21 protein-coding genes are annotated in these 20943 nt (G+C 65.4%); 7 read left to right on the top strand and 14 right to left on the bottom strand.

Annotated elements, in window-relative coordinates; translation table 11 throughout:
* Positions 1-115: 115 nt before the first annotated feature.
* Positions 116-2734 carry an alpha-glucan family phosphorylase gene (glgP, locus tag ACIP90_RS14155; RefSeq protein ID WP_400580033.1) on the top strand — a complete coding sequence of 873 codons (2619 nt, stop codon included), beginning with the start codon at positions 116-118 and terminating at the stop codon, positions 2732-2734.
* Positions 2735-2815: 81 nt separating this feature from the next.
* Here glgP and ACIP90_RS14150 read toward each other — a convergent pair whose 3' ends face one another.
* Genes ACIP90_RS14150 through glgX form a run of 3 tightly spaced genes read right to left on the bottom strand, consistent with a single transcriptional unit; the run spans position 2816 to position 5783 of the window.
* The gene (locus ACIP90_RS14150; protein WP_400580031.1) at positions 2816-3172 is read right to left on the bottom strand and encodes a barstar family protein; all 357 of its coding nucleotides are present in this window, start codon (positions 3170-3172) and stop codon (positions 2816-2818) included.
* 4 nt (positions 3173-3176) lie between these two features.
* Positions 3177-3635 (bottom strand): ribonuclease domain-containing protein, encoded by a 459-nt coding sequence (locus tag ACIP90_RS14145; protein WP_400580030.1) that lies wholly within the window; start codon positions 3633-3635, stop codon positions 3177-3179.
* Between the two features lie 36 nt (positions 3636-3671).
* Positions 3672-5783 carry a glycogen debranching protein GlgX gene (glgX, locus tag ACIP90_RS14140; RefSeq protein WP_400580028.1) on the bottom strand — a complete coding sequence of 704 codons (2112 nt, stop codon included), beginning with the start codon at positions 5781-5783 and terminating at the stop codon, positions 3672-3674.
* Positions 5784-5896: 113 nt separating this feature from the next.
* Here glgX and ACIP90_RS14135 point away from each other — a divergent pair, with 113 nt between their 5' ends.
* On the top strand, positions 5897-6706 hold the full coding sequence (locus tag ACIP90_RS14135) for a carbon-nitrogen hydrolase family protein (RefSeq protein ID WP_400580026.1): 810 nt from the start codon (positions 5897-5899) through the stop codon (positions 6704-6706).
* A 74-nt stretch (positions 6707-6780) separates the two neighbouring features.
* On the opposite strand, the gene rlmB is transcribed toward ACIP90_RS14135, so the two are convergent.
* The 6 genes from rlmB to ACIP90_RS14105 all read right to left on the bottom strand — a co-directional run bounded on the left by rlmB (position 6781) and on the right by ACIP90_RS14105 (position 11802).
* Positions 6781-7773, bottom strand: coding sequence for a 23S rRNA (guanosine(2251)-2'-O)-methyltransferase RlmB (gene rlmB, locus ACIP90_RS14130; RefSeq protein WP_400580024.1), 993 nt, complete (start codon positions 7771-7773; stop codon positions 6781-6783).
* A gap of 92 nt (positions 7774-7865) precedes the next feature.
* Positions 7866-9329 carry a cysteine--tRNA ligase gene (gene cysS, locus ACIP90_RS14125; RefSeq protein WP_400580023.1) on the bottom strand — a complete coding sequence of 488 codons (1464 nt, stop codon included), beginning with the start codon at positions 9327-9329 and terminating at the stop codon, positions 7866-7868.
* A gap of 116 nt (positions 9330-9445) precedes the next feature.
* Positions 9446-9772 (bottom strand): hypothetical protein, encoded by a 327-nt coding sequence (locus ACIP90_RS14120; RefSeq protein ID WP_400580021.1) that lies wholly within the window; start codon positions 9770-9772, stop codon positions 9446-9448.
* A 93-nt stretch (positions 9773-9865) separates the two neighbouring features.
* Complete coding sequence (gene ispF / locus ACIP90_RS14115; protein WP_400580052.1) at positions 9866-10348, bottom strand: 2-C-methyl-D-erythritol 2,4-cyclodiphosphate synthase; 483 nt, start codon at positions 10346-10348, stop codon at positions 9866-9868.
* A 37-nt stretch (positions 10349-10385) separates the two neighbouring features.
* Complete coding sequence (ispD, locus tag ACIP90_RS14110) at positions 10386-11168, bottom strand: 2-C-methyl-D-erythritol 4-phosphate cytidylyltransferase (protein WP_400580019.1); 783 nt, start codon at positions 11166-11168, stop codon at positions 10386-10388.
* A 151-nt stretch (positions 11169-11319) separates the two neighbouring features.
* Positions 11320-11802 (bottom strand): CarD family transcriptional regulator, encoded by a 483-nt coding sequence (locus ACIP90_RS14105; RefSeq protein WP_026266570.1) that lies wholly within the window; start codon positions 11800-11802, stop codon positions 11320-11322.
* 326 nt (positions 11803-12128) lie between these two features.
* On the opposite strand from ACIP90_RS14105, the gene ACIP90_RS14100 reads away from it, so the two are divergent.
* Positions 12129-12710 (top strand): hypothetical protein, encoded by a 582-nt coding sequence (locus ACIP90_RS14100; RefSeq protein WP_400580051.1) that lies wholly within the window; start codon positions 12129-12131, stop codon positions 12708-12710.
* Between the two features lie 101 nt (positions 12711-12811).
* On the opposite strand, the gene ACIP90_RS14095 is transcribed toward ACIP90_RS14100, so the two are convergent.
* Positions 12812-13492 (bottom strand): response regulator, encoded by a 681-nt coding sequence (locus ACIP90_RS14095; RefSeq protein WP_400580016.1) that lies wholly within the window; start codon positions 13490-13492, stop codon positions 12812-12814.
* Positions 13489-14670 carry a sensor histidine kinase gene (locus ACIP90_RS14090; protein ID WP_400580050.1) on the bottom strand — a complete coding sequence of 394 codons (1182 nt, stop codon included), beginning with the start codon at positions 14668-14670 and terminating at the stop codon, positions 13489-13491. Before ACIP90_RS14090 ends, ACIP90_RS14095 begins: the two co-directional genes overlap by 4 nt.
* 205 nt (positions 14671-14875) lie before the next feature.
* On the opposite strand from ACIP90_RS14090, the gene phoU reads away from it, so the two are divergent.
* Entirely contained in the window at positions 14876-15541 is a 666-nt protein-coding gene (gene phoU, locus ACIP90_RS14085) for a phosphate signaling complex protein PhoU (RefSeq protein WP_400580014.1), read from the top strand.
* A gap of 145 nt (positions 15542-15686) precedes the next feature.
* Here phoU and ACIP90_RS14080 read toward each other — a convergent pair whose 3' ends face one another.
* Positions 15687-16433 carry a phosphoglyceromutase gene (locus ACIP90_RS14080; RefSeq protein ID WP_400580012.1) on the bottom strand — a complete coding sequence of 249 codons (747 nt, stop codon included), beginning with the start codon at positions 16431-16433 and terminating at the stop codon, positions 15687-15689.
* A 70-nt stretch (positions 16434-16503) separates the two neighbouring features.
* On the opposite strand from ACIP90_RS14080, the gene ACIP90_RS14075 reads away from it, so the two are divergent.
* Positions 16504-17343, top strand: coding sequence for a class I SAM-dependent methyltransferase (locus ACIP90_RS14075; RefSeq protein WP_400580010.1), 840 nt, complete (start codon positions 16504-16506; stop codon positions 17341-17343).
* Between the two features lie 124 nt (positions 17344-17467).
* Here the strand turns inward: ACIP90_RS14075 and ACIP90_RS14070 are convergent, their stop codons facing one another.
* Entirely contained in the window at positions 17468-17824 is a 357-nt protein-coding gene (locus ACIP90_RS14070) for a DUF2516 family protein (RefSeq protein ID WP_400580009.1), read from the bottom strand.
* Positions 17825-17833: 9 nt separating this feature from the next.
* A complete protein-coding gene (locus tag ACIP90_RS14065) occupies positions 17834-19018 on the bottom strand; it encodes a trans-sulfuration enzyme family protein (protein ID WP_400580008.1) in 1185 nt (394 codons plus the stop codon).
* A 90-nt stretch (positions 19019-19108) separates the two neighbouring features.
* Between ACIP90_RS14065 and tmk the strand changes: the two genes are divergently transcribed.
* Together tmk and ACIP90_RS14055 are read left to right on the top strand one after the other, a co-directional pair.
* On the top strand, positions 19109-19765 hold the full coding sequence (gene tmk, locus ACIP90_RS14060; protein ID WP_400580007.1) for a dTMP kinase: 657 nt from the start codon (positions 19109-19111) through the stop codon (positions 19763-19765).
* The gene (locus tag ACIP90_RS14055) at positions 19762-20904 is read left to right on the top strand and encodes a DNA polymerase III subunit delta' (protein ID WP_400580005.1); all 1143 of its coding nucleotides are present in this window, start codon (positions 19762-19764) and stop codon (positions 20902-20904) included. The genes tmk and ACIP90_RS14055 overlap by 4 nt, the downstream gene beginning before the upstream one ends.
* Positions 20905-20943: the final 39 nt, after the last annotated feature.

The raw sequence follows: 20943 nt of genomic DNA, 5'->3' as shown, positions 1-20943 counted from the left end.
AGAAATGTAAGCCATTGCTAAGCCTGCGAAGTTAATAAATGAACTGATTCGTCATTTACCGGAAAGTAATCGAAACCGGTTCCTGCTGTTCATCTTCTCGATTAGTGTGGCGCAGGTGAAGGCTATCCGCAGATTTACCGTCCGAACCGTTCTTCCCGAGCCGATCCGGCCGCTGGCCCGTTTGGCCACTAACCTGCGCTGGTCCTGGCACCGGCCCACGAGGGAACTCTTCGAAGGACTCAACCCCCGGGTGTGGGCTGAATGCGGCAACGATCCGGTCAGTTTCCTCGGGCTGGTGGGCCGTGAAGAGATGCACCGTCTGGCTGCGGACAAGGACGTCGTGGCCCGCGTGCAGGCAGCCGCCGAGGACCTGGACCGCTACCTTGAGCAGCCGCGGTGGTATCAGAGCCTGGGCGAGGACGCTCCCGCTTCCATTGCATACTTCTCCCCCGAATTCGGCATCACCGAAGTTTTGCCGCAGTACTCCGGCGGCCTCGGCATCCTTGCCGGTGACCACCTGAAGGCAGCGTCGGACCTCGGGGTTCCGCTGATCGGTGTGGGCCTGTTGTACCAGGCGGGCTACTTCAAGCAGTCCCTCTCCCGCGACGCCTGGCAGCAGGAGACGTATCCGGTCATTGACCCGGATGGGCTGCCACTGACGCTGCTGCGGGAACCGTCGGCTGACGGCAGCGGAAAGCCCATCGAAATCTCGCTGCCGCTGCCCAGCGGGCGGCGCCTGGCGGCGCACATCTGGCGTGCCGACGTCGGGCGCGTTCCCCTGCTGCTGCTGGATTCCAACGTTCCGGGCAATGACGACGCCGCCCGCGGCATCACAGACCGCCTCTACGGCGGCGGTGGCGACCACCGCCTGCAGCAGGAGCTTCTGCTGGGCATGGGCGGGGTCAAGGCGCTGCGGGTCTACCAGCGGCTGACCGGCACCCCCGCCCCGGAGGTGTTCCACACCAATGAGGGCCATGCCGGCTTCCTCGGGATCGAGCGGATCCAGGAACTGATGGCCGGGGAACACGCACTCACCTTCGACGAAGCGTTGGCCGCGGGCCGTGCGTCCACTGTTTTCACCACGCATACACCGGTACCGGCTGGCATCGACCGCTTCGAAACCGCCCAGATCCAGCACTTCTTCGAGGCCGGGCTTGCGCCTGACGTGCCTACCTCCCGCATCCTCGACCTGGGCCGCGAGAACTTCGCGGACGGAAACCCGTTCGTCTTCAACATGGCGGTCATGGGTCTGCGCCTGGCGCAGCGCGCTAACGGCGTGGCCAAGCTGCACGGCGAAGTGTCCCGCGGCATGTTCTCCGCGCTCTGGCCGGGATTCGATCACTCGGAGGTGCCCATCACCTCCGTGACCAACGGTGTGCACGTACCCACCTGGGTCGATTCGCGGATTTCCAAGCTTGCCCGGGAACGGTTCGGCGCGGAAGCGGAAGCGATGGGGCGCTGGGACCTCGCCTACAACGTCAGCGACGCCGAGGTCTGGGCCTTGCGGCGCGAAATGCGCGCCTCTCTCGTGGAGGATGTCCGGCGCCGCCTTCGCGCGGCCTGGAAAAAGCGCGGCGCCGCAGACGCCGAGCTCGCGTGGACGGATTCCGTACTTGACCCGGACGTCCTGACCATCGGCTTCGCCCGGCGCGTGCCCACGTACAAGCGGCTGACCCTGATGCTGCGCGAACCGGAACGGCTCAAGGCTTTGTTGCTGCACAAACAGCACCCGATCCAGCTGGTCATTGCCGGCAAGTCCCACCCCGCCGACGATGCGGGCAAGAAGATGATCCAGGACCTGGTGCGCTTTACGGATGACCCCAAGGTCCGCCACCGCATCGTGTTCCTGCCCAACTACGACATCGCCATGGCCCGCACGCTGTTCCCGGGATGCGACGTCTGGCTCAACAACCCGCTGCGCCCCTTGGAAGCCTGCGGCACGTCCGGCATGAAGGCGGCCATCAACGGCTCCCTCAACCTTTCAGTGCTGGACGGCTGGTGGGATGAGATGTACGACGGCGAAAACGGCTGGGCGATCCCCACTGCCAACAACGGCGCTTCAGCGGACGAACGCGACGACATCGAGGCGGCCGCCCTCTATGAGCTGCTTGAAACGCAGGTGGCGCCGCGCTTCTACGGCAACACGGTTTCCGAGGCGGCCGGGGCTGCCGGTCCGTCCGCCACCGGGCACGAGAAGATCCCCACCCACTGGGTGTCCATGATCAAGCACACGCTCGCCCACCTGGGCCCGGCTGTCTCCGCCGAACGCATGCTCCAGGACTACGTCAACGTCCTGTACCGGCCGGCGGCGGTCTCCGGACGGCATGCGGTGGCAGGATCCTTCAGCCAGGCCAAGGAACTCGCAGCCTGGACCTCCAAGGTCCGCTCTGCCTGGCCCCAACTCCACGTGGAGCATGTGGATTCCCTGGGCGTGTCCGAGGATCCTCAGATCGGCGACACTCTCGAGGTCAATGCCTACGTGGGACTGCACACCCTGACGCCGCAGGACGTGGCGGTGGAGGTCGCCTACGGGCAGGCCGAGGAAAGCGACGAACTTGCCAATGTGACACTCGTGGAGCTTGATCCGAAGGATGAACTCGGCAATGGCCGGTACCTGTTCACAGGCTCCATCGTAATCGACCGCTCAGGATCGTTCGGCTACACGGTGCGGGTGCTGCCCAAGCACGACGCCCTCGCATCCAGGGCCGAGCTGGGCCTGATCGTCAACGCCTAGGCTTGCCGGTCAGGCCCCTTCGGGCCACGCTTAGACAGGGCCCGCGCACAGGCGCGGGCCCTGTCGCGTTTAGGCTCGCGCCTAGAGGAGTACAGCGATGACTGCCAGGTCCTTCCCGGCGTAGCTTTCGGCGTCCTGCAGGATTTCGCAGATGACGCCGAAGGACCTGTCGCTGCGGAAGGCTGCCGGCACCTGCCAGATGACGGTGAGCGGTTCCGCTCCGTTGTCGGAGATGGAGTCCGCGAAGTCGTGCAGTGAGTCGTTCAGAGCGTCCAGGTTGACGCCGTAGTGTTCCGGGAATTCCAGGGCTTCGCCGAAAGTGGCCAGCACTTCCTTCTTGGAATCGGCGGCGGGGATCACCAGGCTGCGGCGCCCGGCGTCAGCGACCTGGTCAGTCAGTTCCTCGACGGTCCAGGTGTCTGCTGAATAGATCTTCATTGCGCTATTTGCCCTCTGCTATGAACTTGAATGACTCGTAGTGGTCTGCCGTGTAGTATTTTTCGCCCGCCTTGCCCGCCACGATCCTACGGGCGCCGCGATCAGGCTCCCCGGGCGTGGGGACAGTGTACTCCCGGTAGTAGTCACGGGATTTCCGGGGCAGGATGCGCTCAAAGTTGCCGAACGTCGCGCCGTCGCGCTCGTAAGGGAACGGCCCGCCCCGCCGGATGAGCGCGAGGGTTGTGCGGCCTTCGGCCGGGAGCTGGGACTCCGGGATGGTTGGCAGGGCGGATGGGTTGGGAACCCCTCCGGCCCCTGCGGTTGCCCCGAGTGCGCGGGGGGACGGAACCGCGGGACCTGACTCAGCCAGGGGACCCCCCGCCTGCGGCTGGAGTCCGTTGGACACCACGAGGGCCACGCCCAGCAGCACGATCAGCACGACGGCCGCCAACAGCCTGCGCATATTCACGCTTTCCCGTCCCTGATGCCGATCCTGATGTTAGGTGCGGTAGATGTTGATGGTGTTGGCCTGCACGAGGTCCGCGTCACCGGACCCGACCTGAACGCCCTGGCGCTGGTCATGGAGGTCGGACGTGGTGAGACGCAGTTCGAATATCCGCTTGGCTGTGCCGTCGTCCTTGATCGCCTTCGGAAGGGTGACCGGGACGTCATCGCGCCCGCCGTTGACCACGATGAGTCCGGCTGCCTGCCCGTCGTCCGAGCCCAGCAGCAGCTGCACCACGCGGTTCCGGGGATCATTCCACCGTTCCATGGTCATCGGCTCGCCATGCTGGTCATACCAAAACAGGTACGACTGCGCGTCCCGCACCGCGTAGTCATTTGGCTGCCCGGCAAGGAATTCCTTGCGGAGCCGGATGACGCGCTTGGTGCTCCTGAGCATGGCGTGCGATTCCGGTGTGCTGGTCCAGTCGAGCCAGGCGAGGGGATTGTCCTGGCAGTAGGCATTGTTGTTGCCCTGCTGCGTGCGGCCAAGTTCATCTCCGGCCGTGATCATAGGGACCCCGAGGGAGATCATCAGCGAGGCCATCAGGTTCCGCTGAGTCTGGGCCCGCCGGGCAAGGATGCCTTCGTCCTCGGTCGGGCCTTCAAAACCGTGGTTGTAGCTGCGGTTGTCGCCGTGCCCGTCCCGGTTCTGCTCACCGTTCGCCTCGTTGTGCTTGCGGTCGTAGGAGACAAGGTCGGCCATGGTGAACCCGTCATGGGCCGTGATGAAGTTCAAGGAGGCGAGCCTGGAGCGGCCTGACGGTTCAAAGAGACTGGCGGAACCGGCCAGCGCATCTGCCAGCCGGGCCACGGAGCCGCCCTGGCCTCCCGAATCTATGGCCGCGCGGTCTGCCAGCCAGAACGAACGCATGGCATCGCGGTAGTGGTCGTTCCAGTCAACCCAGCCAATCGGGAAGCGGCCCGTCTGCCAGCCGCCGTAACCCACGTCCCAGGGTTCGGCGATGAGCTTGACCCGGGACAGTACCGGGTCGGCCGCAACGGCGACCAGGAACGGGTGCTTCGGATCAAACTCATTGGCCTCGTTCCGGCAGAGCGTCACGGCAAGGTCGAATCGGAAGCCGTCGATGTGGAATTCGTCCACCCAGTACCGAAGCGAATCCAGCACGAGCTGTACAACACGCGGTTGACCAAAGTTGAGACTGTTCCCGCAGCCCGTCGTGTCGATGTATTTGCCGTGGCCGTCCGTGCGGTAGTACTTCTCCTCTCCCAGCCCGCGGAAACAGAGCGTGTGTCCGTCCGGTCCGCCCTCGGCGGTGTGGTTGTAGACCACGTCCAGGATGACCTCGATGCCGGCGGCGTGCAGAAGTTTAACCATGCCCTTGAACTCGTCCTGCACCGCCTGCGGCCCGGCTTCCTGGGCAGACCGCGTTGCATAGGCAGGGTGCGGGGCAAAGAAGGCCGCGGTGTTGTAGCCCCAGTAGTTGGTCAGGCCCAGGTTCTGAAGGTGCGGCTCGTCAAGGTGGAAATGAACCGGCAGCAGCTGCACCGCCGTAATGCCAAGACCAGTGAGGTGCTCGATCATCGCAGGGTGGGCCATGCCGGCGTACGTGCCTCGCAGCCTCTCCGGGATGTCCGGGTGCAGCATGCTCTGCCCGCGGACATGTGCCTCGTAGATGATGGTGTCCCGCCACGGTGTATGCAGCGGGCGGTCGGAGCCCCAGTCGAAGTCGCTGGACATCCTCACGCTGGTGAGCAGGTCAGCCCGCTGGTCCACGCCCCGCCCGTAGGGATCGAGCAGCAGCGGCTGCCGCTCGCCGTCGTCAAAATTCACGGTGGGAACCGAGAGTGGCAGGGCCTGCGCGGCGGGGGCCTCGCGGAAGCCGTAGCGCGAGCCGACCGGGAGGCCCTCCACGATGCCGTGATGGACGCCCTCGGTGACGTTCGGCAGGGTCTGGACCCGCCAACTGCCGCCCGGTGCCTGGTAGGCGATCTCCAGCGTAAGCACGCCGGGAGCGTAGACCGCCACATTGGCGCGCCCGCTTGAGGAGCCGTCCAGGGAGGGCCCCGGGCGGAGGGAACTTACACCGAGGGGTAACGCCTGGGAGGCGTCTACGCTGGAGGCTGTATCTACTAAGGGCATTACCATCGATTAAAGCTTAACTGTCACGTTCAGAATGCCGATTTATTCCGGCATGTGACGTTTCGCTGACAGAGGGCGGCGCCTGCTGACCGTAAATCCGCACCGAGGTGGAAGTATTCGTGAAGATTGCACTGGCCCAGATCATCACCGGTCGCGACGTGGAGCGCAACCTCGTCCTGGTTGAGGAATACGCCCGCCTGGCCAAGGAAGGGGGCGCCGGGCTGGTCGTTTTCCCCGAGGCCACGATGCGCGCGTTTGGAAATCCCCTGATCGGCATCGCCGAACAGCTTGATGGCCCCTGGGCGGACCGGGTCCGTTCCATAGCCGCTGAGCTGGACATCGTTATCGTGGCCGGCATGTTCACCCCCGGTGCCGCGTCCGGGGCAGGAGGCGGCAAGGTCCGGAACACGCTGCTCGTCACCGGCCCCGGCGTGGAAGCGAGCTACGACAAGGTGCATCTCTTTGACGCGTTCGGCTTTCTTGAGTCGGACACTGTGGATGCCGGAACGGGGCCTGTGACGTTCGACGCCGGCGGCCTCACCTTCGGCCTGGCCACCTGCTACGACATCCGGTTCCCGGCCCTGTTCACCGCAAATGCCGACCGCGGAGCCATTGCAAACATCATTTGCGCGTCGTGGGGCGCCGGCCCGGGCAAAGTCGACCAATGGAAGCTGTTGGCCCGCGCCCGCGCTGTCGACACGACCACCTATGTCCTTGCCTGCGGCCAGGGTGACCCCGCCACCCAAGGCGTCGAGCCGCGCGGCACAGCACCCACAGGAGTTGGGCACTCCGCCGTCATCTCACCGTTCGGTGAAGTACTGGGAGAGCTCGACGGCGCCGCCGGCCTGCTGTTCGCCGACCTTGATCCCGCCGTCGTCAAGGAAGCCCAAACCAGGCTGCCCGTCCTGGCCAACCGCCGCGCTTTCTAGCGGAAGCGCACACCAAGCAACGAAGGAGCAGCACGGAGGATGGCGGCTGCGCCGCCATCCAAACGGCATATAACCTACTTGGCGGCGCGCTGGCGGGACACTTCGTAGAGGGAGATGCCTACGGCCATGGAGGCGTTGAGCGACTCCATGGCAGAGTCGATGGGGATCGAGACAATCTGGTCGCAGTTCTCGCGGACCAGGCGGCTGAGCCCCTTCCCCTCGGAACCCACCACGATGCAGACCGGCTCCGTGGCGAGGGTGAGGTCCGGCAGCGAAACGTCGCCGTCGCCGTCGAGCCCCAGGACGAAGATGCCCATGGACTTGAACTGCTTCAGGGCATTGTTCAGGTTGGAGGCGCGGGCGACGGGCACGCGGACAGCCGCGCCGGCGCTGGTCTTCCAGGCTGCGGCCGTAACTCCGACGGAGCGCCGCTCGGGGACGATCACGCCGTGGCCGCTGAATGCGGACACCGAGCGGATGATGGCGCCCAGGTTGCGGGGATCCGTGATGCCGTCGAGGGCGACGAAGAGGGGTGCGTTCGTGACGTGCCCCTTCTTCCAGCGGTCCACGGTCTGCTCAGCGAGATCGTAGGCGTCCTGGTAGTCGTACGGCGGGATCTGCAGCACGAGGCCCTGGTGCACGGCGTCGTCCGTCATGCGGTCGAGTTCGGGCTTGCCGGTTTCCAGCAGCGGGATGCCGCGTTCGGCGGCGAGCTTGAGGGACTCCTTGACACGGTCGTCCATCTCGATGCGGATAGCGACGTGCAGCGCCTTGGCCGGAATGCCTGCCCGGAGTGCCTCGACCACCGAGTTGCGGCCGGTCACCACTTCCTCGGTGGCGCGGCCCTTGGGGCCAGAGCGTGCCCCGGCGCCGCGGCTGCCGCCGGCCCGCTTGGCCTCCGAGCGTTCGGCGAGCTGCTTGTTCTTGTATGCCTTGTGGTAGGGGCGGTCCTCGGCCTTGGGGGTGGGCCCCTTGCCTTCGAGTGCCTTGCGGCCGTGGCCACCGGTTCCGGTGGTGGGGCCCTTCTTGAGCTTTCGGACTGCGCCCGGGCGACCGTTGTTGGCCATGAGTTCCACCCTTGGTTGTGTTGAGTACGTCTGCACTCCAGTCTACTGACTCAAGTTAAATCGTTGACCGGGCGAGGTGGCCGGCGCAGGCTTCAGCCGCGCTGGAGGCTCCAGGTGGCCCCGTCTGCGCTGTCTTCGACCACGATGCCGGCAGCGGCGAGCGTGTTCCGGATCGCGTCCGAGGCAGCCCAGTCCTTGGCGGCGCGGGCCTCTGCCCGTGCCGCCAGCTGCGCCTCCACGAGCACGCCGAGCGCTGCCGTCGCCTGGTCGTCGAGGGCCGGCTGCGCGGCGGCGCTGATTCCCAGGACGCGGAGCATGTCGGTCACCCCGGCCAGGGCCTGCCGTGCGGTATCGAGGTCCCCTGCCGTGAGGGCCGAGTTTCCTGCGCGGACGGTGTCATGCAGCACCGCGAGCGCCTGGGGAACGTTGAGGTCGTCGTCCATCGCGGCGGCGAACGCGTCCGGCACGTTACCGTGGCTGCCAAAGAACAGGGCGCCGTCCGTTGACAGGGCCCGGACGGCGCGGGCGACAAAGCCATCGATGCGCTCGACGGCGGCTGTGGCCTCCTGCAGTGACGTCGGCTGGTAGTCCAGAACGGAGCGATACTGCGCCTGCCCGAGGTAGTAACGGACAACACGCGGCGGGGCCAGCTCCAGCATTTCCGCCGGGCTCACCGTGTTGCCGACGGACTTGGACATCTTCTCGCCCTGGTACGTGACCATGCCGTTGTGCATCCAGAAATTCGCGAAACCGTGGCCGGCAGCCTGCGACTGGGCCATCTCGTTTTCATGGTGCGGGAAGCGCAGATCCAGCCCGCCGCCGTGGATGTCGAATTCGGTGCCGAGATATTTGGTGACCATGGCGGAGCATTCGAGGTGCCAGCCCGGACGGCCGGCGCCCCACGGCGAGACCCAGCTCGCCGTCGTCGGCTCTCCCTCCTTGTGCCCCTTCCACAACGCGAAGTCCCGGGGGTCCTTCTTCCTGCTGATGAACTCAGGTTCGACGTCGGGTGCGCCCTGCATGTCGTCGATCTTCTGGCGTGTGAGCGAGCCGTACTTGTTCCACGAACGCACGTCGAAGTAGACGTCGCCCGAGCCATCCGGCGCCGGGTAGGCGTGGCCCCGGTCGATCAGCTGCTGGATGAGCGCGTGCATCTCGGGAATGTGGCCGGTGGCCCGGGGTTCGTAGGTGGGGCGGGAGACGCCGAGGACGTCGTAGGCCTTGAGGAACTCCTGCTCGTAGCGGTAGGCCAGGGCCCACCATTCCTCTTGCGGCACGGTGTCCGGTTCCTGCTCGTAATGCGGGTGAAAGGACGCCTCGGACTTGGCGAGGATCTTGTCGTCGATGTCGGTGACGTTGCGAACGACGGTGACGCGGAAGCCGCGGTACTCGAGCCAGCGCGTGAGCTGGTCGAAGGCGATGGCGGAGCGGATGTGACCGACGTGCGGCATGCCCTGCACCGTGGCGCCGCAGTAATACAGGCTTACCTTGCCCGGTACCAGGGGGACGAAGTCGCGGACTTCGGCGGATGCAGTGTCGTAAAAGCGCAGGGTCACCGCTCCAGATTAGCCGATGCGCCGGTTCCTGCTCGCTTGCCGGCTGCCTTCATTGCTGACTTCCCTGCTGCTTTCCTTCTGACTTCCCTGCTGCTTTCCTTCCTGGCGGAGGCAGGCTACTTGCAGATCTCGCCGATGCGGTTGTTCTGTTTGGTGAGCTCGGCGACCTGTTCCTGGTTTTTGTTGCCCAGGGAGGTGCCGGCCACCTGCTTCATGACGTCGGCCATCTTCTGGATCGGGTCGGCGACCTCCGGGGCCACCTTGTCGGCGACCTCCTGGTAATGGTTGGCGATCTGCTCCGCCTGCTGCTGCTGGTTTCCGGTCGGCTTGAACGTATCGCCCTGGAGGAACGTGCAGCTCTCGCCGACGCTCATCCTGGGCGTGCCGCCGCAGCCTGCAAGCAGCAGGCAGGAAATCACGACGGCGGGAAGCAGCTTTTTCACGGGAGGTCTCCTGGTGTGGCGGTACAGATCGTACCGGCGGGCGCGCCGCCGGTCCTTCTTCCAGCGTAGGCGATGCGGCTGGGTGGGTGACGGTCAGGCCGGATAGACAAGGGCGGTGGCCACGGCGGAGATGCCCTCGCCGCGGCCGGTGAAACCGAGTCCGTCGCTCGTGGTGGCCGACACGCTGACGGGAGCCCCGGCAGCCTCTGTCAGGACGCGCTGCGATTCTTCTCGGCGGGGTCCGAATTTGGGGCGGTTCGCCACGAGCTGCACGGCCACGTTGCCAATCTCAAAACCGGCCGCCCGGACGATGCGGGCCGCCTCGGCCAGCAGCGTAACTCCGGAAGCGCCTGCCAGCTCGGGACGGTCGGTGCCGAAGTGGGTGCCGAGGTCACCGATTCCGGATGCGGAGAAAAGAGCATCCGCGGCAGCGTGGGCCACGGCATCGCCGTCGGAATGGCCCGCGAGCCCCCGCTCGTTTTCCCAGAAGAGCCCCCCGAGCCACAGCGGGCGCGGGTCGCTCTCCGGAGCGAACGCATGCACATCAACGCCGATTCCGGTGCGGGGCAGGACCATCCTGACGGCTTCCTTCTCTTGCTCTGAACCCACGCGGTCAGCCCTCCACCCAACGGGCGCCCAATGGCCCTTCGAGGAGGCCTTCGGCAATGATGAGGTCCAGCGGCGTGGTGATTTTCAGGGACTGGCTGGCTCCGCGCACGGCATGCACCGGGACCCCGAGGAGCTCGACCAGCATGGCGTCGTCGGTGACGGCCGCGGCCCGGTTCTCATCCAGGGCCAGGGCGGCCTCGTGGGCGGCCTTCAAGGTGTCCACGCTGAACCCCTGCGGCGTCTGGACCGCGCGGAGCTCCTGCCGGGACACGGTTCCGGTGACGATTTCCGGGGCGATATCCGAGTCCCCGCCGTCTGTGGCGGAAACCGTTTTGACGGTGTCCACAACCGGGATGACCGGGATGACCGCGGAGGCTCCTTTGGCCAGCGCCTGGGCCACGCGGTGGAAGACAGACTCGGGAGTCAGTGCGCGTGCAGCGTCATGGACGAGCACAGCCTCCGTACCGTCCTCCAGGCCGGCCAGCGCCGACCGGACGGAATCCGCCCGGGTGGCACCGCCGTCGACCATTGTCAGGAGCGGACCGCCATCTGCCAGCTCCAGCCGGAAGTCCTCGACCAACTGCCGCAGCCCGGAATCACCCGCGGGCAGCGCAACACAGACCTGGCTGGCCACACCGGCGGCGACGATGCCGCGGAGCGCGTGCATGAGAATGGGTTCGCCGCCGAGCGGCACGGCCGCTTTGGGCATGCCGTAGCCGAGGCGCTGCCCGGAACCTGCGGCGACGAGGATCACGGCGGTGACAGGTCGTCTGGGTGCATCGTTCATGCGGACTAGCCTACGTCCCGGCCGCCCGGCCCCGCCCAACTGAGTAGCGGCACACGCCGTTTTAGGCGCCCAGGACGGTTCGTACGGCTACCCGGCCGGGATTTTTGGGCAAAAGAAACCCCGGCGGCACTCTGCCGCCGGGGTTCAATTCTCAGGAAGCCAAGACCTCGTCGAGAACGCTTGCAGCTTTCTCTTCGTCGGTCTTCTCAGCCAAAGCCAATTCTGAAATCAGAATCTGACGTGCCTTGGCCAGCATTCGCTTCTCACCTGCGGAAAGGCCCCGATCGTGATCGCGGCGCCAGAGGTCGCGGACGACCTCTGCAACCTTGATGACGTCACCGGAAGCAAGCTTCTCCAGATTTGCCTTGTAACGACGCGACCAGTTGGTGGGCTCTTCAGTGAACTCGGCTCGAAGCACATCGAATACGTGCTCCAAACCTTCCTTGCCCACTACGTCGCGAACCCCCACGAGGTCAACGTTCTCTGCTGGAACTTCAATGGTCAGATCACCCTGAGCCACCTTGAGCTTGAGATACATCTTCTCTTCGCCCTTGACAGTGCGCATCTTGATTTCTTCAATTTTTGCTGCACCGTGGTGAGGGTAAACTACTGTCTCGCCGACCTCAAAAACCATGTGGACTTTCCCCTTTCCCGCAGACCAGTTTATCACGATTAGGGCATACGACTGGCATGGATACGGGCCGGGAACCGCGAGAATCCGCGGAAAATGGGCCGAATCGACCCCTCAGACCCCTTGACGAACGCGGATAATAGTGCATCGCCCACGCGCGGACAAGCGTTACGCACGGGTAGCCGGGAAGCCCTGATGCAGCGCCAGGGGCCCCGAAACCGGCGCTATTGTGTACTGGGCAAATCCTTGTTTGGACCCGTTTGCCGATAGGCTATGACTGAAAACTGTTTCAAGACTTTCTAGGAGTGCGTGACGTGCGTTTCACTGCGATGAACCGGGGCCAGCGCGGCAAGTTGGCAATGGCGGCTGCCGCCCTGAGCGTGGGACTGCTCGCCCTGACGGGCTGCGGCTACATCAACGCGCAGCAGACCTCCGAGCAGTATGCCGCTTCGGACGGAACGCGCTCTGACGTTGGACCGCTGGAACTGCGGAACATGCTCATTGTCGCCGCGGGCGAGAACCAGCCGGGCCGGGTAATCGGCGCCGTCTACAACTCCTCGTCCGAGGACGTCAAGGTTACGCTGAGCGGCGCAGAAGGCGCCCAAACTGAGATCTCCGTCAAGAAGAACTCCTACACACTGCTCAACGACTCCACCGATCCGGCCATCCTGAGCACGGCCGGCGGCAAGCCGGGCTCCCTCGTGGACATCAAGGTCACCGAGGACGGAACCAACGTGAACAAGACCGTCAAGGTGCCCGTGGTGGATGGCACGCTCAAGGAGTACCAGGCCTACCTGCCCGCGGGCAGCACCCCCACACCTACTCCCAGCGAAACCGGCACCCACACTGATGCCGCACACACTGATGGCGCCCACACTGACGGTGCAGCACCGGCCACGGGCGGCCACTGACACCAAGGCCGGCGGTGCAGGCACGCCGGCATGAAGAAGGAGGGGATCCCGGCGGGATCCCCTCCTTCTTTCGTGTACTGAGGCCTGTAAGCCCGCGTTGGTTACGGTTCGAACTTGTAGCCAAGGCCGCGGACGGTCACCAGGTACCGCGGGAGGGAGGGATCGGGTTCGATTTTGCTCCGGAGCCGTTTCACGTGGACGTCAAGCGTTTTCGTGTCGCCCACATAGTCTGACCCCCAGACCCTGTCGATCAGCTGTCCGCGGGTCAGCACCCGGCCGGAGTTCCTGAGCAGCATCTCGAGAAGTTCAAACTCCTTCAAGGGGAGCGGCACCTGCTCGCCTCCCACGCTGACCACGTGGCGCTCGATGTCCATCCGCACCGGTCCGGCCTGAACCGTGGAGGAGACGAGTTCTTCCGGTTCGCCCTGCCGCCGGAGCACTGCCCGGACACGCGCCACCAGCTCGCGCGACGAGTACGGCTTGGTGACGTAGTCATCGGCGCCCAGTTCGAGCCCCACGACCTTGTCGATTTCTGAATCCTTGGCGGTAAGCATGATCACCGGGACACTCGAACGCTGGCGCAACTGCCGGCATACTTCCGTCCCCGACAACCCAGGCAGCTGCAGGTCCAGCAGCACCAGGTCAGCCCCGTTGCGGTCGAACTCCATGAGCGCATCCACGCCGTTGTCGACGACCTCAACCTCGAACCCTTCCTTGCCCAGCAGATAGGACAGGGGATCGCTGAACGATTCCTCGTCCTCAACAATAAGAATCCTGCTCAAGCGGTAACTCCTCGTTCATGGGCGCCGGCGGCGTCCTTTGGTTCCTTGGCATTCTGCGCTTGGCCTTCCATCTCCGGCAGGCGCAGCGTAAACGTCGATCCCTGCCCGGGCTGGGACCAGACGGTGACCTCCCCGCCGTGGTTGGAGATGACATGCTTGACGATGCTTAGTCCCAGCCCGGTGCCGCCGGTATGCCGGGAGCGTGCGGAATCCACACGATAAAAGCGCTCGAATACCCGCTCTTGGTCCTCGGCGGAGAGGCCCTCGCCCTGATCCGTCACGGAGATGGCGATCAGGCCCTCCTTGGCTCGCACTCCGATCCCCACGCGGGTGTTCTCGGGCGAATAGCGGATGGCGTTGTCGATCAGGTTGCGCAGTGCCGTCACCAGGAGGTCCTGGTCGCCGTAGACCTTCGCGTCGATCCGGCCGCCGATGACGATCTGGATGTTCTTGCTCTCGGCCGGCAACTGCGAGCGGTCCACTGCCTCCGAGATCACATCATTGATGTCCACGGGATGGCCCTCTTGTGCCACATTTGCGCCCTGCAGGCGTGACAGTTCGATGATGTCCTGGACCAACGCCGCGAGACGGGCGGACTCCTTGTGCATGCGCGCGGCGAAACGGCGTACGGCCTTTTCATCGTCTGCTGAAGACTCCAGCGCCTCCGCCAGCAGCGAGATGGCACCCACCGGTGTTTTCAGCTCATGGGATACGTTGGCCACGAAGTCGTTGCGGATCTCCTCGGTACGCGTGATCTCGGTCCGGTCATCGGCCAGGAGGAGGATGTATTCCTCGCCAAGCATGGCCGCCCTCACCTGCACGATCATGGTGCCCTGCCCCACCGGGCCGCGCTGGAGTTCGAGCTTCTTTTCCAGGATCACGCCGTCGCGGCGGACATTTGCCGTCATCTCCAGGAGTTCCCGGTGCACTACCGTGTGGCCGCGCACCAGGCCGTATGCATAGGCGGCAGGACTTGCCCGGACCACGCCGTCAATGGCGTCCACCACCACGAATGCCTTGCCGATGACGGCCAGCACTTCCGCGGCTCCCGGCGGCAGGGCGGGCTCATCGAATTCGACGTCGACGATCCTGCGCTGCTGTTCGCTGACCCTGAACGCGAGCACGCCGAAGACACCGAACGACAGGCCGAGCAGGCCGGCGATGACACCGATGAGCATAGGATCCACGGCTCAAGCTTATGCTTTCGAAACGCCTGAAAAGCTGCCGCGGGTCCATAACGCGATGGATTCAGCTAACGTTCATCTAGAGATGAGTAACAGTTCACCCGGCACTGGAAAAGTGGCAAGTTGGACTAACGGATCGGTGACACGAGACTCTGGCTGCCGTCGCGGCGTGGCGGAGTTCCAAGGAAAGGACGCCTACGTGCGTAAGGTTTTTCAGGAAGAGCTCGCCCACGTGGGTGAGGACCTCATCGAAATTTCAAAGTTGGTCAGCGAAGCGATCGTCAAGGCAACCACGTCGTTTGAAGTCGCCGACGTTGACCTGGCGCAGGATGTCATCGCGGCGGATGCCCGTATCGACTTCCTCCAGAACAGCCTTGATGAGCGCGCAATCGACATCCTCGCTCTCCAGGGCCCAGTGGCAAGTGACCTGCGCATGATCGTGGGCTCCCTGCGGATGAGCGCGTCGTTGGAACGCATGGGTGACCTCGCACGCCACATCGCCCAGCTCGCCCGCCTCCGCTTCCCCGCCAACGTTATCCCGGCGTCCCTGACGGACACGTTCAAGAGCTTTGCCGAACACGACATCCTGATCGCCAACAAGCTCACCCAGTTGCTGGAGACCAGGGACCTCGAAGTTGCCCGCGACATCCTTAAGGCGAATTCGGAGGTGAACGACCTGCACCTCAGCGTCTTCAAGGCCATCGCCCGCAGTGACTGGCAGGAATCCCCCGCCACCACCGTGGACGTCGCCCTGGCCAGCCGCTACTTCGAGCGTTTTGCCGACCACGGCGTGTCCGTTGCCCAGAAAGTCAGCTACCTCGTGACGGGCGCCTGGCACCCGAACAGCAGCGTCGAGCACGGCTGACGTTTCCGCCCAAACAGCGAACGACGGCGGCTGGTCACCTGAGGTGACCAGCCGCCGTCGTCTGTTTAACGCGAAGTCAGGATCCCGGCTGGGCTGCGTCTCAGGGAGGAACGACCGAGCAGCCAGCGGGATTCTGGACGGAGCTCTACTTTTTGCCCTGGTTGGCGACGGCCAGGATGGCCTCGGCCGCAGCTTCGGGGTCGAGGTAGGTTCCACCGCGCTTGACCGGCTGGAAGTTCTCGTCCAGGTCATACACCAGCGGGATGCCGGTGGGGATGTTCAGGCCGGCGATGGCCTCATCGCTGATCTCGTCGAGGTGCTTCACCAGCGCACGCAGGGAGTTGCCGTGGGCCGTGACGAGGACCGTCTTGCCGGACTTCAGGTCTTCCTTGATGTCTGATTCCCAGTACGGAAGCAGCCGGACCAGGACGTCCTTGAGGCACTCGGTGCGGGGCAGGTCATCGCCCAGGTCAGCGTAGCGGGGGTCGTGTGCCTGGGAGAACTCCGAGTTGTCGTCCAGGGGCGGCGGCGGGGTGTCGTAGGAACGGCGCCATTCCATGAACTGCTCCTCGCCGTATTCGGCGAGGGTCTGGGCCTTGTCCTTGCCCTGCAGGGCGCCGTAGTGGCGCTCGTTGAGGCGCCAGTCGCGCTTGACCGGGATCCAGCCGCGGTCGGCCTTGTCCAGGGCAATGTTGGCGGTGTTGATGGCCCGCTTCAGCAGCGACGTGTAGAGGATGTCCGGGAGCACATCGTGCTCAACCAGGAGCTCACCCCCGCGTGCTGCTTCCTCGCGGCCCTGATCGTTCAGGTCAACGTCCACCCAGCCGGTGAACAGGTTCTTGGCGTTCCATTCGCTGTGGCCGTGGCGCAGCAGAATCAGCTTATAAGTCATGATTTTCATCCTAGCTGAGCAGATGCTGCTGCTGCCGAGCGTTACATAAATCGCGCGGTAGTCTGGGGCGGTGGTGCAGAAAGCAGAGCGGGTGACTCACCCCATAACAGGAGTCAGCCGGGCCAACCGCGGACGGCCGGTCGGCAACGTGACCCGCGGCACTACCAACCCGAACCGCATGCGCCGGCTGGACCGCTGGCTGGCCGGCCCGCAGGCCTGGCGGCTCCGGTCCGCAGCCGACCCGCTCGTGGTCGACCTGGGCTATGGCGCATCCCCGGCCACCGCCGTCGAACTTTTCGAGCGGCTCGCCGCTGTCCGGCCCGATGTGCGCGTATGCGGCATCGAGATCGAGCCGGACAGGGTGCTGGCCGCCAAGGCCCTTGAACGACCAGGCCTCAGCTTCCTGGTGGGCGGCTTTGAGCTCCCCGTGCCTGGCCGGCCAATCCTGGTGCGGGCCTTCAACGTGCTCCGCCAGTACGAGGAAGCGGACGTCCCGGGCATTTGGCGGCTCGTGCAGGACAGGCTCGCCCCGGACGGGCTCTTCATCGACGGGACCTGCGACGAAATCGGCCGGCGCGTCACATGGATAGCGCTGGATGCCGCTCGTCCGCTGACCCTGAGCATGTCCGTGCGCTTTGGCAGTTTTCAACTGCCGTCCGATGTGGCCGAACGCCTGCCCAAGGCGCTCATCCACCGGAACGTTCCCGGCGAACGGGTCCACGGGCTGTTGCAGGCCATGGACAAGGCGTGGCTGGAGTCGGCGCCGCTGGCATCTTTTGGAAACAGGCAACGCTGGACGGCCATGTGCAGCACGCTGCTCGACGGCGGGTGGCCGGTCCACGACGGACCGTCGCGGTGGCGGCTGGGGGAACTCACCGTCGGCTGGGAAGCCGTGGCACCGGAGGCTTAGTGCCGGTGATGGGGCCACGCCGGCAGGGTTCCCTGGGCGAGCTTGCGAGCCGAGGGTGCCGGTGATGGGGCCACGCCGGCAGGGTTCCCTGGGCGAGCTTGCGAGCCGAGGGTGCCGGTGGGGACTACCAGGGGCCGTACGGATCCCTGTTGCGGCTGCCGCCGCGGCCGGCGTCCTTGACCGCAGGGCGGACGTCCGCCAGATAGATGGATGCTGCCACGACAGCCGCCAGTCCGAAGAGGCCCAAAGACCCGAGCAGGCTGCCTCCGCGGTACGTGGCCAGCGCCAGTGCTCCAACGGCCAGTGCGCCGCCGGTGAGCGCCAGCCAGAACGTCTTGGTCCGTTTGCCCACGGCCTGAAAGGCGTTGGCCCTGTGACGGACACAGTCAAAGAAGGCCCACACCTCCAGCGCGAGGGCCACGAATAGGAGGATGAATCCAACCCCAGATTCGACATAGTCAATCAGTACTGTTCCGTCCACCTGTCCAGCCTAACTGGCCAAGGCCGCTAAAGCCTGCTGCAAATCGGACCAAAGGTCTTCAACGTTTTCGATTCCGACACTCAACCTGACCAGATTCTCGGGGACGCTGACCGGCTCGGCCACGTGCCGGCGTCGTCGTTCAATGAGCGATTCCACACCGCCGAGCGAAGTGGCGGGCAGCCACAGCTGCAGGGCCCGGACCAGCTTGTCAGCGGCGTCGGGGCCGGTCAGGTCCCCTGCCGGCGCAACCTGGATGCACAGTATGGAGCCGAAGCCGGACATCTGGGACTTGGCGCGGTCATGGCCCGGGTCCGTGGCGAGGCCTGGATACCGGATACTTTCGACCTGCGGGTGCGAGGCCAGCCGTTCAGCCAGGACTGCCGCGGACGCCTGCGAGCGTTCGATCCGCAGGGCGAGAGTCCGGAGCCCGCGGAGGGCAAGCCAGGCTTCGAACGGGCCGGCGATGGCGCCGTGGATGGTGCGGTGGTGGAGCAGCGTATCCCGCAGTTCCTGGTTGGAGGTCACCAGGGCGCCCAGAACGACGTCGGAATGCCCGGCCAGATATTTGGTCACCGAGTGAAGGACGACGTCGGACCCGAGGGTCAGCGGCTGCTGCACCAGAGGCGTGGAGAAGGTGTTGTCCGTGACAACGATCGCTCCGGCGTCGTGCGCCGCCTGGGTCAGCGCCCGGATGTCCGCGATGCCGAGCATGGGATTCGTCGGACTTTCCAGCCACAGCATGGCCGCCGGGTCGCCGTCCGCGGGGGCCAGCTGGGCGATGACGGCGTCGGTATCGGCAATGTCCACCAAGCGGAGCTCGAGGAAGCCCTTTTCCGCCAGTTCTGAGGCCATCACCAGCGAGCCGGAGTAGCTGTGGGTCGGCATCACCAACGCTCCCCCGGCAGGAAGGAGCGAGAGGGCCGAGCTGACGGCGGCCAGGCCGGAGGCGTAGAGGAGGCCCGGCAGCGCGGCACCTTCAAGCTGCCCCAGCGCTTCCTCGAACGGGTCCCAGGTGGGGTTGGAGTAGCGGCCGTAGCCGCGGTCGCCGTCGTCCAGAGCGCCGGTGCCGAAGTAGGTGGAGGACATCACGATCGGCGGATTGACCGGCTCGTCCCGTTCGCGCGGGGGGCGGCCGGCGGCCACAACCACCGTCTCAGCCGAAAGGGATGCGGCATGGTGCTGGGAAAGGCTCATGAACAAAGGGTACTTTGGGCTCCTGCCGCGGGGAAAAGCGGTTCCGGGCGCGGGCGGCTTCCTGTCGGTGATTGTAGGTAGGCTGGATGAGTGAATAATCAGAGTCCCGGACTTTTCATCGCTTTCGAAGGCGGTGACGGCGCAGGCAAGTCCACGCAGGCTGCGCTGCTGGCCGGGGCTCTCGAATCCCGCGGCCTGACGGTGCTGCGGACCAGGGAACCCGGCGGAACGCCGATCGGCGAAAAACTGCGGTCCCTCGTGCTGGACCACGGCCACGGCCACATCGATGCCCATACAGAAGCGCTGATTTTCGCGGCATCCCGGGCTGCCCACGCCAGCCAGGTCATCCGGCCCGCGCTGGAGCGCGGCGATGTGGTGCTGACCGACCGGTACATCGATTCTTCCGTTGCCTACCAGGGGGCGGGGCGTAATCTCGGCACGGATGCCGTCCGGAGCGTCAATGAGTGGGCCACCTCCGGACTGATTCCTGATCTCACCGTGCTGCTGGATGTGCACCCCGCGGACGGCCGCAGCCGCCGCACGGCCGGTGACGCCGCAGAGGACCGGCTGGAATCGGAAGCGGACGAATTTCATGCCCGGATCCGGCAGGCCTTTCTGGATCTTGCCGCGGCCCGTCCGGACAGCTACCTGGTGCTTGGTGCGCAGCTGTCCGTCGATGAGATTGCCGCCCGCATCCTGGAACGCGTGGAGCGGCTGTTGGCAGCCTCCGGCAGGAGCACCCGATGACGGTATGGGACGATCTCCAAGGCCAGTCTGCCGTCGTCGCACAGCTGCAGCAGGCGGCAACGGGTGACGGGCTCACCCATGCCTGGCTGTTCACCGGCCCGCCGGGCTCCGGCAGGTCGAATGCGGCCAAAGCCTTTGCCGCGGCCCTCAACTGCGATCAGGACGACGTCTCCCGGCGCGGCTGCGGCGAGTGCCACGCCTGCAGGACCATCCTCGGCGAAACCCATGCCGACGTCGTTTTTGTCCGGACCGAAAAGGTGACCATCACCATCGAGGAGGCCCGGGAACTGGTCTCCACGGCAGGCAACCGGCCCTCGTCGGGGCGGTGGCGGATCATCGTGGTGGAGGACGCGGACCGCATGGCGGAACGCACCACGAACGTTCTGCTGAAGGCCATCGAGGAACCAACGCCGCGGACCGTGTGGATGCTGTGCGCACCGTCCCCGGCGGACGTCCTGGTCACCATCCGGTCGCGGTGCCGGGCCGTAGCCCTGCGGCTTCCCCCGGCCGCCGACGTCGCGGCGCTGCTGGTGAAGCGCGACGGCGTCGATCCCGGCGTGGCGGAACGCGCGGCACGCGCAGCGCAAAGCCATGTGGGGATTGCACGCCGGCTGGCGCGCGACGCCGAAGCCAGGGAGCGCCGCCTGGAGACTGTCCGTTTCCCGCTGGGCCTCCGGGGCATTACGGCCGCCATAATGATGGCTGATAAGCTGGTCAAGATCGCCACCGAGGAGGCCAACAGCTCCAATGAGGAGCGGGACGCCGCCGAGAAGGCCGCACTGTTGGCCACGCTGGGCGCCCCCGAGACCGGCACTCTCCCGCCCGCCATGCGCAGCCAGGTAAAACAGCTTGAGGATGATCAGAAACGGCGCGCCAAGCGGTCCATCACGGACTCCCTGGACCGGACACTGACCGACCTCCTCTCCTTTTACCGGGATGTGCTGATCATCCAGATGGGGAATTCCGTAGAGCTCGTCAACGTTGAGTTGAGGAGTGAACTGGAGGATTTCGCCGGGCGCTCGGGACCGGAGGTCACCCTCGCCCGGATGGACGCCATCAATAAGGCGAGGAAACGCATCACTACCACCAATGTCGCACCGCTTTTGACCATCGAGGCAATGGCCGCCGGCCTGATCTAGGCCAACGTCCAGTCCTGTCTTGCCTGACGCCGCCAAACG

It is taken from the genome of Arthrobacter sp. NPDC093139 (assembly GCF_044754165.1).
GTDB lineage: Bacteria > Actinomycetota > Actinomycetes > Actinomycetales > Micrococcaceae > Arthrobacter.
The sequence above is the reverse complement of the archived record's forward strand: the minus strand, read 5'-3'. Positions and strand labels throughout refer to the sequence as shown.